The following is a 13,640-nucleotide window of genomic DNA, read 5'->3' on the forward strand; positions in this document are numbered from 1 at the left end:
CAGGTAGTCGTAAGCCTTATCGGCAAACAGATATCGATAGCCCAGGTTCGGGGCAATCTGTTCGGTACCGGGCAATCGTTCAAGTTTGCCGCCGTCAGAGCGATAGAGCGGGGTCGGGGTAAAGTGCCCGGCCGCTCATCGCCGATCACGCGGATTTTCACTCCAGGTAGGAGAGCTTCTTGGTCGAACAATAGCCGCTCGCCGCCAGGTCCGGGGCAGCCTTGGCAGTATACTGCCGGGTTTGCTAGGCCTGCACTACCTAGGAACGATTCGGCCTTCCTGATCCAGGAGGCGGGCGCGCCCGCTGGACCCCAGCGTTCCAACAGCGCGGGAAACCCATCGGCGAGCCGATTCAGGCGCCGGACGAAGCCGCCGTTGTGGACAGCTGGGGAAACTCGTCGCGCTAAGAGCGCCGCGCATGCTCGTACAGCGCTTTGACCTGGCACGTTCCATCGAAGATGTCGCATCAATAAAGGGCGATGACCTCTTCATCCCTAAAGCGCAGGTCGACACAGGGGGCGCGCGCTCTGTTAGCTTGTGATTCAGATTTAAGTGGGCGCGAAGTCTGAGTGCAGAGCCCGTAGGCTAGGTTGGAGTTTTGCGGAAACCTAGCATTTCCATGCCTCAATTGCCGGGTTTCGTCTTCAGCCCTGCCCACGATTCTCGTCAACAATCATCGAGATACCGCTTTCGTCATTGAGGTCAACATCGGGTTGATGAGCTCAACGGCCAGTGCCTCGAAGCTTTCGTCCAGCGGATCGCTGCGCCGGTAAACCGTCTGGTAGTAGACATTTATGCTTTCGCCGGACTGGAATTCCGAACCTTCCCAGATACTCCGCGCCTGTCTTAGGGCATTGAGCCTGATAGCTTCCGGATCGCCGCCGAGTCTGGCCGGAGGGTCTTGTAGGCAGCGGGCATAGGCGTAGCTGGTTTTGGGGAAGAAGGGGAGCGGGGCGGAGAGACCTTGCCAATAAGCGTTCAGGAGTTTGGTGAGCTCGTGCTCGGGATCGGTAATCGCTTGGAACGTGAAGGTCTGTTTGGGCGTGTGCAGTAAGGATTGAAGCGTCGCGCCTTCGGGGGCGATCAGGCATAGCATCAGGTGACGAAGCCACAGGTTGAAGAGTTGGCGGGGAGAGGGTTCTTCGAAGCTGTAATCGATCAGACCGCTGGCGCTGACGTCGGCGAGCGAGCCGAGGAGGCGCAGGCCGTTTGCTTCGAAGTCGATCGGCAGGGGTTCGAAACGCGGTTTGACGAGGTCTGGGAGCAGTTTCACGGCGAAGCTCTGGACCAGCCGTTGCTCCTTGCTGTGCAGCGCTTCGCCGAAGCGGCCGTGGGGCAAGAGTCCCTGGGCGTCGGCGAGCAGCAAAGCGCTTTGTGGTTTTCGATCCAATGCCAAGGCGTTCAGAAGGTTCTGCCGGACCAGATTTCTCGTTGGGTAATCAAGACCGAAGGGTTCGCGAACTTCGAATTCCGTTGCGGCGTCTTCCAGGATCAGGTTCAGCCGCCGCCGCAGTAGATACCGGACAGGGTTGCCGAAAAAGTAGGCGAGACTTTCCGGGTCGACCGTTCGCCATTCCTCTTCGGGGTCCGGAAGAGGGCCGGCGAACAAGGGATCGGGCTCCTTATTGCCCCGTCCGATCAGTTGTGCCGCGGCTAGCCAGGTCGACGAAAATCCGGGCAATCTCGGGTCATGCCGGAAATAACCGGGATCGAACGGCTGGAGCGGATGTTCGGTTAGGAGATGGGATTCGAGGTCGCCCTCGGCCAGTTCGCAACTTTGTTTCGCGACGTCGATCAGTTCGGACACCAGCGGGGAGGGCGGCAGCTGGGTATTATCGCGAACGCTGCGGCCGACATAGCTGAGATAAAGCACTTCCCGCGCCGACAGCAGCGTTCCCAGGAAGAGATAACGGTCGTCGAGCCGGCGCGATCGGTCTCCTTTGCGGGGGTGTTTCGCCATCAGGTCGAAATCGGGAGGATGGCGCTCGCGGGGGAAACTGTCGTGATTCAGACCGAGCACGGCGATGATTTTGAACGGCAGGCTGCGCATGGGTACCATGGCGCAAAAGGTGACCGCCCCCGTCAAGAAGCCGGCCGTGCCGGAGGGCTGCGAAAGGCGGTCGGCCAGCCAGCGTTTGATTACCCGGATTCCGACCGGTGCGCCGAAGCCAGCTTGTTCCGCGAACTCCCGCAGCTGATCGAAAGTGCTACGCAGCTGGAGCAGCAGCGTTTCGTCCTCGTCGCGCGGATCGAACAGTCGGTCGATGAACGCGTTCAAGCAGTCGACCCACTCTGGTATGGACTGTCTGGCCTTGAACCGGTCCGCCCATTCGAACAAGGTTTCCAGAAATTCCGCGAATCGTTCCAAGATCAAGACCCGGCTGCCTTCGATATCGTCGTACGGCAGGGTGTCGGCGAACAGTGGAAAGCCGTCGCCGGCCAGTTCCTGCGGTAGGGCGTAGCCCAGCATCAGGCGCTTGAGGCCGTCGCGCCAGGTGTGGCGTGGGATGTCCGGCAGCCGAAATTCGGCTTTGTGAGCGCCGTCTCGTCCCCAGCGGGTGCCGACCGCCAGCGCCCACTGATGGATCATGGGAAGGTCGTCTTCGCACAGCCGGAAACGGCGTTGTATAGATGGTTGTTCCAGGTAGCCAAGCGTGGTGTCCGCCGCGAATCGGCTTTCCGGTAGGTCGAGCAGGGCGAGAAACGTGTCCAGGAGCGGCTGCTCGTGAGCCAATCCGCGGTCGGCGATGCTGAAAGGAATCGGCGGAGTGTCGCGGCTTTCGGCGAAGACGGCTTCGATATAAGGCGTGTATTGTTCGATGTCTGGCGTCAGCACGGCCACGTCGCTCGGCTTCAGTTCTGGATCGGCGTCGAACAAAGCCAGAAGCTGATCGCGCAGGACTTCCACTTCGCGCATCGGACTGTGGCAGGCATGGATTTGCAGCGAACGGTCGTCCGTTCGTATGACCAAACGTTCCGCCTTCCGGCGGTCTATCGGTTCCAGAATATCGGCCTGAAGTATGTGTAGCAGCGAATCTCGGGGTGGCTCTGGCTGAAACAGGTCGTGGATCTCTGGTTGTTCCGTCAGGAGATCGAAGAATTCGCGGCCCTGTTTTCCCAGGGACGCCAACAGAGGATTTCCCACTTCCAGGTACAGATCCTCCGGAGAGCGGTCGCCGGCCATGTGGCCGATTTCCCGTTCGTCCCGGATTTCGCCCCAATACGTACGGCACGGGTTGAGCGCGTACAGGTCGACCTCTGTGTGCTTAGCAAGCGCGTTCAATACGTCCAGAAACGCCGGCGGTAGCGAGGAGACGCCGAATACGGTGATGCGCCGCGGCGGCAGCCGGTCGGCCGCCGACTCGGATTCGAGCGTTGTCTTAAGTTCGTTCAGATAGTGGGCCCGATGGGGTGTGGTTTCCGCCGCGGTCAGATCGCGCCACAGCAGGGCTTGCCAATGCTCGTCGTTACCCAAACCCAGAGTCTCGCCGCGTTCCCAGGCGGCAATCCAGTCCGGTCGGTACATCAGGTATTGATCGAACAAGTCGGCGATTCGCCGGGCGAGCTGGAACCGGCGCAACTCGTCGCCGTTCTGTAGATAGCCGGAAAGGCGCGGGGCTCGCTCCAGGTTTGCAGGCAGCTCTAGCCAGTCGAGTATCCGGAACGTGAGGACCTCGCAGGAGAAGGGCGAGCGTCCTGGGAGTTCGCCCAGGAGTTGCTCAAGCAGGCTCCAGATGAACGAGGCCGGCAATTGAAAACGCACGTTCGCGCAGATGCCGAGCCTATCGGCAAGGCGCAGGGAAAGCCAGCGTCCCATGCCGAGGCTTGGAACGATGATGGTTTCCGGTTCGAAAGGGGAGGTCGGCGGTGACGGGTTGGCCGTCAAGAATTCGGCGAGAAATTCCAGTTTGTTGGATTGGTAGAGGCGGAGCACGGGAGGTTGGTTTGGTTTCGTTCTCGAATACCCTTGCTTAAATCCGCTTCCAGGGAACGGGAAAGAGTAGCACTACCGCGCAATGAGCGGACCGCGCCGGGGCCAGGGCTACAAGCTCGCGAGGTGCGGCATCGTACGCCGGGTCGAACGACGAGCCCCAGGCTTTGCAGGGCCGCGGAAGTCAGGCCAGGCCGGGATTCCGCAAAGCGACACACCCGGCCTGGGAGGTCTCTCCTTATTTACAGAACGGCGCGCCCGTTCATTTCATGCCTTGCCCAGGTGAGGCCATTTATAGCCCCTGATCAGGCCTTTCCAGTAAATCACCGGGATGATATAGCGCTTCAGAAGATACATGCTGTAGCGCTCCTTGCCCTGGTCGAACGGGAAGGTTTCCTTGGGCTTCAGGTCGTAGTCGAATTCGGCCAGAATCAGTTTCCCGTAGCCGGTGATCAGCGGGCACGAGGTGTAGCCGTCGTATTTGGCGACCGGCTGTCCACCGTTCATGACCGATAGCAGATTCGCGGCCAAGACCGGGCTTTGCGCGCGAATGGCCGCCGCCGTTTTGGATGTGGGTAGACTGCTGGCGTCGCCTAGGCTGAATACGTTGGGATAGCGGACGTGCTGAAGCGTTTCCTTGTTCACGTCCACCCATCCGCCCTCGTTACCGAGCGGGCTCTTTTTGAGGAAATCGGGGGCGCTCATGGGCGGAACCACGTGGATCATGTCGTAGGGTTGGACGACGTTTTCTCCGGTGTCCAGATTCTTAAACACCGCCTCTTTCGAATCGGGGCGCAGTTCCACCAGATTGTGCTTGAAATGGACCTCAATGTTGCGCGGCTTCACCACCTGCTCCATGAGGCTGGTGGCGTATTTCGGCGCGCTGAAGATAGTGGGTGTTGCGCAATAATAGACGACGCGCGATTTGTCGCGAATGCCCTGCTTACGGAAATAATCTTCCGCCAAGTACATGATTTTCTGCGGCGCTCCGGCGCATTTGATGGGCGGCGGCGGAAAAGTGAACACGGCGTTGCCGCCCTTGAAATTCCGAATGTTTTCCCAGGTGCTGTTGACGGTGTCGTAGCTGTAATTGCTGCACACTCCGTTCTTGCCTAGGGCTTCTTTGACTCCCGGAATCTTATCCCAATCGATCTGCAGCCCAGGACAGACGACTAGGTAATCGTAGCCGACCTGCTTGCCGCCACGGGTTTTGACTAAATTGTTGTCGGGATCAAACTCCTCGGCAGCGTCTTGGATCCATGCGGCGCCTTTGGGAATCAAATCGGCCATGGGTTTTACCGACTGCTCGCGGTTGACGACGCCGCCTCCGACGAACGTCCAGAAGGGTTGGTAATAATGTTTATCGGACGGTTCGATGATGGCGACATCCTTGACTCCGGCATGCAGCATACGGGCGGCGATGCCGAGCCCGGCAGCGCCGCCACCGATAACGACGACACGGTGGTGAATCTTGGTATCCATGTGATCTTCCTCTTGAGTGGATTAGGTGTGGTTTTGTTGACTGGGGATTCTTCTGCTTGCTTTGTTCCTGTAACTCGTTTTTTTCCTTCCCATTCTGCATTGCATGAGGGCCATTTGACAATCCGATGGATTCGGTCATGAGCCGGCGTTTTCGAAGTCGCTCTTGATCGCGTTGTCAAGAATGACGCAGCGACGATCCGATGGGTGCAGCGGAAGTCCGTATGGAGCGCCGCTTTTGAGATTCCACGAATGGAGTGGAGCGAGAGGCGCTTACGGCAAATCGGCGGGCCGGACGAGTAGTTTGCCGAGGGTCTCGAAATCGGCATGGATGGTGTCGGCGACCCAATCGAAGCGCAAAGCGGCAGCCGGGTGGTAGGTGACGAAATAATTCTGCCCTTTGTGATTTGCTAGTTTTCCATGCAAGTCGGAAACGGTTGCGGTATCGCCCAGCATCTGGCGAGTGGCGACTTGCCCGAGCAGAACGATGAGGTTGGGTGAGATCAGCTCTAGCTGTTTTTCCAGCCAAAGGCTCGTGCAGGTTTTCAGCTCATCGCGGCGCGGCGTTCGATTTTCCGGAGGGCGGCACTTGACGCAGTTAGTTATGAATAGCCGTTCGCGGGTCAAGCCCTGATTTTCGAGCAGCTTGTCGAGATAGTGGCCTGCTGGACCGACGAACGGGCGGCCGGTCGCATCCTCTTTGCCCCCCGGACCTTCGCCCAACAATACGATCTCCGCGCTCGCCGGGCCTTCGCCGGGAACCGCGTGTCTGCGGCGTTTGTGAAGCCGGCAGGAAACACATCGGCGAATGCCGCTCGCCAAGTCTTCGAGCTGTTCGGACGGCGTCCTTGATTCGTCTTTCATCATATCGGTGTCCGTGCCGGCTACAACCGGGGCTTATTTCGGTGACATGCTCGATACGTCTGAAGTTCAACAATAACCGGATTGAGCGCCCGGAACAGCCGAAACCCGTCGAAACCTGCCGAAATGACAGAAAAAACGAGTTGTGTATCTGCGTTCTAGCGGATGAGTTTGCCGCGCAAATTTGTTAATCTCAGATTCGCTAACCCGGCGCGGATGGCTGGTTTGAGTCCGCGCGCAGACCAGGAATGGTCGGCTACCTCGCGAGCCGGGATCTCGTCAACGGACGAGTTTCCATGGACATGGTTTGCGAGGTGTGATTTCAATCAGGACGAAGAGGTGGCACATGTCTAATTTGAGAAAAGGAAACATTTCTATCGCACGGCATTCCGCCGCCCAGGTGCTCACGGAAGACACCGGCGGTGCATTCCCGGGCCTCGAATTGGCCGGACTGGAAACCGTTTTCCGAGGGGGCAAGCGCAAGACTTTCGCTGCCAAGCAAGTCATTTTCCGCGAGGGGGATCCGGCCGATACCGTGTTGGCGATTTTGCAGGGTTTGGTAAAACTCATCAGCTATTCGCCCGACGGGAGAGCCCGTATCGTTCGGCTGCACGGCAAGTGTGCGTTTCTCGGTCTCGGTGGGTTGATCGAACCGACCTACCAGCACACGGCGGTCGCGGTCGATCAGGTGGAAGTGATTTGTACGCCCGTGCGAGCGATCGCCCAGCTCAAGAAAGACAACCCTTATTTGTATTGCCGGCTCATCGAGTGCTGGTATCAGCATCTGAAGAGCGCCGACATCTGGATTACCGATTTTTCGACCGGATCGATAAAAGCTCGGGTCGCACGGCTAGTCAATTTTCTCGCGGCCATTCAGAACGATACCCCGGCCTCGACGGCAGTAACCTTGCTGACTTGCGAGGAAATGGCAGCGATTCTGGGCGTCACCGTTGAAAGCGTTAGCCGGGTTTTGGCGGAATTCAAGCGCTCACAGATGCTCAGAGCGGTCAAATGCAAGCCGGCTAAGCGGTACGAGACTAATCCGTCCGCGCTCAAGCGCGTCGCGCAAATCTGAGGAAATAAGCAGCAATTTTGTCGACTTACGGACAATCCGCCTGCCGAAGACGGTACCGGCGGGCGGATTGTTTCAAGTTTTTGTGATGCTGCGAAACAGCCACTCCCTCAAACGCCCGCTGGCACCGAGAACCAGGCCAGCGACCAAAGCGGCAATCACGATGTCACTGGCTTTGATGTTAGACGCGCCGAGTACGTCGCTGACGGTCGCCCGCACTGCCTCGGGTACGGACCCGGAAGGTTGATGCGCCGCGGCAAGAGTGGACGTCGAAGCCGAGGGCAGCGTTTCCGGACGACCTTGCTTGGTGAACAAACGCATGATGATCCATAACGCGATGACGGCGATCAGGATCATGGTGCAGCCGACGATCACCCCGGCAAGCCACGGCTCCATCACGGTTTCCAACGATAAATAAATACCGAGCAGCGCGAAAACCAAGCCGCCGAAAGCGGCTAATGTGGCGAAAATCGCCAGGGCAAGCAGCACCGCTGATCGACCTAGCGAATGCCAGAGCTTCGCTTTTTCCGCAGCAACAAGGTCAGTGAACGAACGAATCACGGCCGAGACCCGTCGTCAGCGGCGAGAGGCCAGCAACGTACCTATTGCGAAGCCTGTGCCGAAGGCCACCAGCAGACTGGTCAAGGGACGCGCCTCGATATAGTGTTCCACGCTTTCCTGTGCGGCCAGCGCATGACCGCGGGCGCGTTCGCCGACGTCGCGCGCACGCTCATAAGCGGTTCGTCCGTGCTCTACGCCCAAATCCTTCATCGCGGCCATGAGGTTGCCTACATCGGCTTTGAGTGTGGCCAAGTCCTGTCTCAGATCCTTGGTAATGTCTTCCGTAGTTGCCATCGCTGACCTCCATCTTCCTTTTCCAGCGGAAACTGCCGATCTCGGGACGGCTTCGTTGCAAGTTAACCTTCGTCCGACCCGACCGGCAATTAGAAAAATCAACGACCGGCGGCATTCTGCGCCTGCCGTGCCGATTGCATTATGTTAGCGTCCCCCCGGATCGTGGAGAAACGGCAGAAGGACCAACCGACCGACCTGTGTACGCGGGATTCGCAAGTCGAAAGACCGATCGGCTGTCTGTAGTTGGACTCGAAGATGAAGGGGAAAGTTGCTTTAGAGGGCGCGTACTCGAGTTGTCGACGTATAGCTTTATTTATGATAAAGAGAGCGATCCCGAAACCGGTCCGGCTCGGTTTTACCGGCGAGAGCGAGACCGAAGTCGTTCAAAACGGTTGTGCTCAGTAGAATATGTAAACAACAAGAAGTTCTATTGTGATTGTTTTGAATATTGTGCATTAACGAAATTTGTGTTTGTAGGCTTCTTTGTCACTATTCCGATGTTTGTAAACATCTGAATCTCTTCGGCTCGCTAACACTCCCACTTGCTATGTCGCTGCGAAACGTTGTTGTACTAGGTGTCCCTCCTATGGCTTCGCGTCAAGTCGCAACCACAAATGTGCGATTTGCCTGGGTGGAGTTACCACCCCCTAAGGCGCAGCAAGGCGCCAAAAGCACAAGACTGCATAAGCATAAAGCCTATGCTTCAAACAGCAACTCCTACACATTCTGCATCGGATTAATATCTCGTCTTAAGTAAGAACTACTTCTCAACGCTAAACGTGATTACACTACCTACTCCAAATCTATCACACCCAAAGTACCGTCCGGACATAGATGGCTTGAGGGCCATAGCAGTTTTATCTGTTGTTACCTTTCATGCATTTCCAACTTGGATTAAAGGTGGATTCATCGGCGTTGATGTGTTCTTTGTAATTTCAGGCTTTCTGATTTCGACAATTATCTTCGAGAGCTTGGATAAGGGAACGTTCAGCTTTGCAGAATTCTACGTAAGGCGTATTCGAAGGATTTTTCCGGCGCTCATTTTAGTTTTGTCTGCCTGCTTAGCATTCGGCTGGATGGTATTAATCGCAGACGAGCTAAACCAACTCGGCAAGCACATCGTCGGTGGCGCTTTATTTGCTTCCAATTTTGTTTTATGGAGTGAGGCTGGTTATTTTGATAACTCTGCAGAGACTAAACCACTTTTACATCTTTGGAGCTTAGGAATCGAAGAGCAGTTTTATATTTTATGGCCTTTCGTCCTTTGGTTTTTTTGGAAAAGAAAATTCAATCTAATTACGTTAACGTTTTTGATTGCTGCTTGTTCTTTTTATCTAAATTTACGAGGAGTTAAAAAGGACCCTGTTGCCACTTTTTATTTGCCACAAAACAGGTTTTGGGAGTTATTATGTGGGAGTATATTGGCGTGGGTTGTGCTTTATAAAAAAATGCATGTAAAAGCATTAGACTAAAACTTGATGGCTGGCTTGCCAAAGTCATCTATAGAGATAACGTAGATACGGATGGCAAGACTATTTCGAATGTTACTTCCTTTGTCGGATGCTTGCTTCTTGCATATGGTATTTGGAAAATAAATAAGGATATTAGGTTTCCTGGTAAATGGGCAGTTTTTCCAGTAATGGGTACTGTCTTGGTAATTTTGGCTGGCCCTCAAGCTTGGATTAATAAGAAGATATTATCTAAAAAGATTGCTGTTTGGTTTGGTTTAATTAGCTTTCCTCTATATCTTTGGCATTGGCCGTTGCTTTCCTTTGCGAGAATAATTGAAAACGAGCCTCCGGGTCATGAGATTTGCACGGCGGTGATTATTATTTCAATTCTTCTTGCCTGGCTTACGGTAAGGTTTTTAGAAAAGCCATTCAGGTTTTCAAGTCAGAGGAGTGTTCTTAAGCTAAACATCCTTGTTGGGTTAATGATTGGGACCGGTTTCTTAGGATTTTTTGTAAGCAAAGGAGATTTTGAAAACTCTCATGGATATGAAAAATTATTAATTAAACGTAAAGGATTTGAGCATGCGTTGGGCTCATCCCTTTCTTGGTATAAGGGCAAGGAAGACTGGTTGTTTTTAGGTAATGCTCATGCTAATACTGTTGCGAAACTTAAACTCGCTATCACACCCAGCTATTCTGAATTAAGAAAAAGTAAAGAAATTTTTTCGAAAATTTCCAGGGCGGCATCTGATAGGGGAATAAAAGTTGCTTTGATTATAGGTCCAAATAAGTCGAGCATCTACCCAGAGTATTTGCCTAGTAAAATTATCCCTTCGTCCAAAAGATACATTGATTTTTTTATAGATGAACTCAAAGGAATTCCTAATTTAATTGTTTACGATCCAACTAATGATTTGCTTAATGCAAAAGAATCTGAGGGTATTCTTTATTATAAGACTGATACCCATTGGAATAAGAAGGGAGCATTCCTAGCATACTCCGGCCTCTCTAAGTTGCTTGGAACTCCAATTCCCGAAGTCCATTTTAAATTGGGGCAAGCGCGCCCTGGCGATCTTATAGGCATATCTAAGTTGAAGAATTTTCCTTTATGCAAAGAAGACAATTGGGATATTTGGTTTAAAGAGAATTCTGCCTGGCAGGAGGAAAAGATTCCCGACGAGCAAATCACTTCCTTTGGTGCGGCCAGCGTTTCCGTTAATAAAAACCCGCTATCAGAGAAATATGTTTGGGTTTTAGGAGATTCATTTACTGTAGCATTAAAGCCATACTTTAATTCCGCTTTCAAAGAAGTGCGATATATTGGTCACTGGGCGCAAAAGATTAACGATTTACCCACTGAACTGGCTAAAGCAAAGAGAAAGCCTGACCTGGTAGTGATTGTTAGAGTTGAGCGTTCTTTCTAAATGTAGGTATGCATTCTATTTAGGAAATTTTTTGGAAAGTTTAGTTTCTTCACATTAAAGTAAATAAAGATTAAGAGCGATACTCGCTACGTAGAACATGATTCTTACCAGCTTCGGGTCAGAAATAGGCGATTTTTTTAATAACGTTGTCTGCAATATTCTTCGGTCTGCCCTCTACATGTCGCGTCTCGTGTGATTATTTACCGAGAAGGAGTTATGCTTGGTTCGAAGCCCGGAGCCTTCTCCAGGAGATATTCGGTTCGTCCAAGTGAGGTTTCTCTCCATGCAGATTCGTCTTCATAAGAACGCCCGTACCACCCCGGCCGTTCGGCAGGCCATTCAAGCGTCCACGTTGAGCGAGCGCGCCTTGGCCCAAAAGCATGGCATTAGCCGAACGACCGTCCGCAAGTGGAAACACCGCTCCTCGGTCGAAGATGCCTCACACCGGCCCCACACCCTCAGAACCACGCTCACGCCCGCCCAGGAAGCCATCGTGGTCTACCTCCGCCAAGCTCTGCTCCTCCCCTTGGATGATCTCCTGGCCGTGACCCGGGAATTTCTCAATCCCGCCGTGTCCCGTTCCGGGCTAGACCGCTGCCTGCGCCGCCACGGGGTGGCGTCCCTCAAGACCCTGCTTCCGCCTACAGAGAAGGCGAAGGTCAAACCCTTCAAGGCCTATGAGCCCGGCTTCCTTCACCTGGATGTTAAGTACTTGCCCGCCATCGACGGCGAACCCCGCCGATACCTGTTCGTCGCCATCGACCGCGCCACCCGCTGGGTCTATGTCGCCCTCAAGCCCAACCGCTCCGCCTTAAGCGCAAAGGACTTCCTCAAAGCGGTGATTCAGGCCGCGCCTTTCCGCATCCAGAAATGCCTGACCGACAACGGCTCGGAGTTTACCGACCGTTTCCTGACCCGAACTCGGCAGCCCTCGGGGACGCATGAGTTTGACCGCCTCTGTACTGAACAAGGCATCGAACATCGCCTGATTCCGCCGGGACGGCCCCAAACGAATGGCCTGGTGGAACGATTCAACGGCCGCATCGAGGAGGTGTTGCAAACCCATCACTTCGATTCAACCGCCGATCTGGACACCACCTTGCACCGCTATGTCGAGCTGTACAATCATCACATTCCCCAAAAGGCCTTAGGCCATCTCACCCCGATCCAGGCTCTCAAAAACTGGCAACTGTCCCATCCTCATCTTTTTCGAAAGAAGGTTTACGATCTTGCGGGACTTGACAATTAAGCCCACCACCGGTTATTGCAGTATTTAGAGCATTGACGCGTCCATTACGTGATGGTAAGCGCGCTGCGTTTCGCGCGAAAGCTGCTTTTTTTAATGTGAATGCATCAGCGAATTGCTTATGCTTAAAAAGTGCTTGACGAGTGTATTCCGCAGAAATACTAGCCTTTATAGCTGCAATCGAGGTGTCCCAGGTGAGCTTACCTTGCCAACAGCAGTCCAAGACGTAAAGGCGGATTGCTCGCCTTCCTGTTGGGCTTCGGCTTGCTCCAAGTGAGACGCCCGTTGAATATCTGTCAATTTAACAACGGTCTCCCGCAGGGATTTCCGGTTGCTCAAGAAGGGCAAGCAGTTGCGTGCAGTGCTCCAATGTTTGCCGCTGATGAGCAACCCACCGTGATGCGCCACATGTATCTTCACGCTCGGCTTCCACGGCCTTTTAAAGCAATTGCTCTGTTTTAATTTTTTAATTTTGAAACAACGGAGATTCGGCGTCTTCCCGTTAGCGCCGTTGACACATACCAGTTCGTTGTAATTCAGGCAATCTCGATGAATCTGGCAAGACGACATTGCTTGGTCATGGGTGCACATGCCGTAGTTGGTGATATACGCGGAACTGGGGATGAGTCTGCCGTCCTCGCCTCGGCGTGCTATATCGCTTGAAGGATAAGCGCAAGCCGGGCCAACGCCGACGGGAACAACGGTCGTTAACTAACCCTTCAGCCTCAAGCCGGTCAATTTTTCGTCAGCAATAAATCCTCAAAAGGGGCACTTTTCAGTCGGCGTTGACACTTTCGTTTTGCCCAGAAACCAGCAAGAAGCTTTATTTGTCCTGCGGAAAGCGCGCCGACGGGCGCATGTTCTCGCCCTGTCAGACCTACGGTCTGAAGGGCTTCCACCAAGCTTGCAAGCAAAAAACAAGCCATTGGGTAAGCGAGAGACGCAGATTTTCCTTTACGGAAAGATCCCCTTTTAACCCCAATTTTTGGCCGAAATACGCGACTTCGGAAAGATTGAGGTAAGCAGGAAAAAGTGGACACCAAAGTTTCAAACTATGAGACGGATGAGTTGCCTGGAAACGTTACCGAAAGGAACCTATACCCAAGAATTCCGCGAGCGGGCGGTGAAACTGGTGTTGGAAAAGAAGGCTTGTCGTGGGGGACGCCGGCCAACGGCTCTCGCTATCGCCTAAGACCCTGCAGAACGGAGTGATGGCCGCGCGGAAAGTCCTGCGGAAGGCCATCGGGCCACAGGGCTGTTCAATGCTTGATGCCTTTATAACTCAAGACGCGCTCCAGCTCCGTCCCGTTATCGTAAAGGG

At 54.1% G+C, this 13,640-nt stretch carries 9 protein-coding genes; 4 read left to right on the forward strand and 5 right to left on the reverse strand.

Translation table 11 applies throughout. The features are described from left to right. Window positions 1-673 precede the first annotated feature (673 nt). The 3 genes from recC to QEN43_RS17610 form a co-directional block, all read right to left on the reverse strand. A complete protein-coding gene (gene recC / locus QEN43_RS17600) occupies window positions 674-3,934 on the reverse strand; it encodes an exodeoxyribonuclease V subunit gamma (protein WP_317963452.1) in 3,261 nt (1,086 codons plus the stop codon). Window positions 3,935-4,198: 264 nt separating this feature from the next. Continuing rightward, a complete protein-coding gene (locus QEN43_RS17605; RefSeq protein ID WP_026609605.1) occupies window positions 4,199-5,413 on the reverse strand; it encodes an NAD(P)/FAD-dependent oxidoreductase in 1,215 nt (404 codons plus the stop codon). 270 nt (window positions 5,414-5,683) lie between these two features. Beyond that, a complete protein-coding gene (locus QEN43_RS17610) occupies window positions 5,684-6,277 on the reverse strand; it encodes a uracil-DNA glycosylase (RefSeq protein ID WP_051331511.1) in 594 nt (197 codons plus the stop codon). A gap of 340 nt (window positions 6,278-6,617) precedes the next feature. Here QEN43_RS17610 and QEN43_RS17615 point away from each other — a divergent pair, with 340 nt between their 5' ends. Beyond that, the gene (locus QEN43_RS17615; protein ID WP_051331512.1) at window positions 6,618-7,346 is read left to right on the forward strand and encodes a Crp/Fnr family transcriptional regulator; all 729 of its coding nucleotides are present in this window, start codon (window positions 6,618-6,620) and stop codon (window positions 7,344-7,346) included. 72 nt (window positions 7,347-7,418) lie between these two features. On the opposite strand, the gene QEN43_RS17620 is transcribed toward QEN43_RS17615, so the two are convergent. Next, complete coding sequence (locus tag QEN43_RS17620; protein WP_084161751.1) at window positions 7,419-7,904, reverse strand: phage holin family protein; 486 nt, start codon at window positions 7,902-7,904, stop codon at window positions 7,419-7,421. A 15-nt stretch (window positions 7,905-7,919) separates the two neighbouring features. Continuing rightward, the gene (locus QEN43_RS17625) at window positions 7,920-8,198 is read right to left on the reverse strand and encodes a DUF883 family protein (protein WP_026609608.1); all 279 of its coding nucleotides are present in this window, start codon (window positions 8,196-8,198) and stop codon (window positions 7,920-7,922) included. Between the two features lie 839 nt (window positions 8,199-9,037). Here QEN43_RS17625 and QEN43_RS17630 point away from each other — a divergent pair. From QEN43_RS17630 to QEN43_RS17640, 3 genes are all read left to right on the forward strand, one after another. Further along, window positions 9,038-9,670 carry an acyltransferase family protein gene (locus tag QEN43_RS17630; RefSeq protein WP_026610029.1) on the forward strand — a complete coding sequence of 211 codons (633 nt, stop codon included), beginning with the start codon at window positions 9,038-9,040 and terminating at the stop codon, window positions 9,668-9,670. Window positions 9,671-9,762: 92 nt separating this feature from the next. After that, window positions 9,763-11,073, forward strand: coding sequence for an acyltransferase family protein (locus tag QEN43_RS17635; protein WP_156912697.1), 1,311 nt, complete (start codon window positions 9,763-9,765; stop codon window positions 11,071-11,073). A gap of 283 nt (window positions 11,074-11,356) precedes the next feature. Then, window positions 11,357-12,322 carry an IS481 family transposase gene (locus QEN43_RS17640; protein WP_317963453.1) on the forward strand — a complete coding sequence of 322 codons (966 nt, stop codon included), beginning with the start codon at window positions 11,357-11,359 and terminating at the stop codon, window positions 12,320-12,322. Window positions 12,323-13,640: the final 1,318 nt, after the last annotated feature.

Origin of the sequence: Methylocaldum szegediense (genome assembly GCF_949769195.1) — a bacterium.
Classification (GTDB): domain Bacteria; phylum Pseudomonadota; class Gammaproteobacteria; order Methylococcales; family Methylococcaceae; genus Methylocaldum; species Methylocaldum szegediense.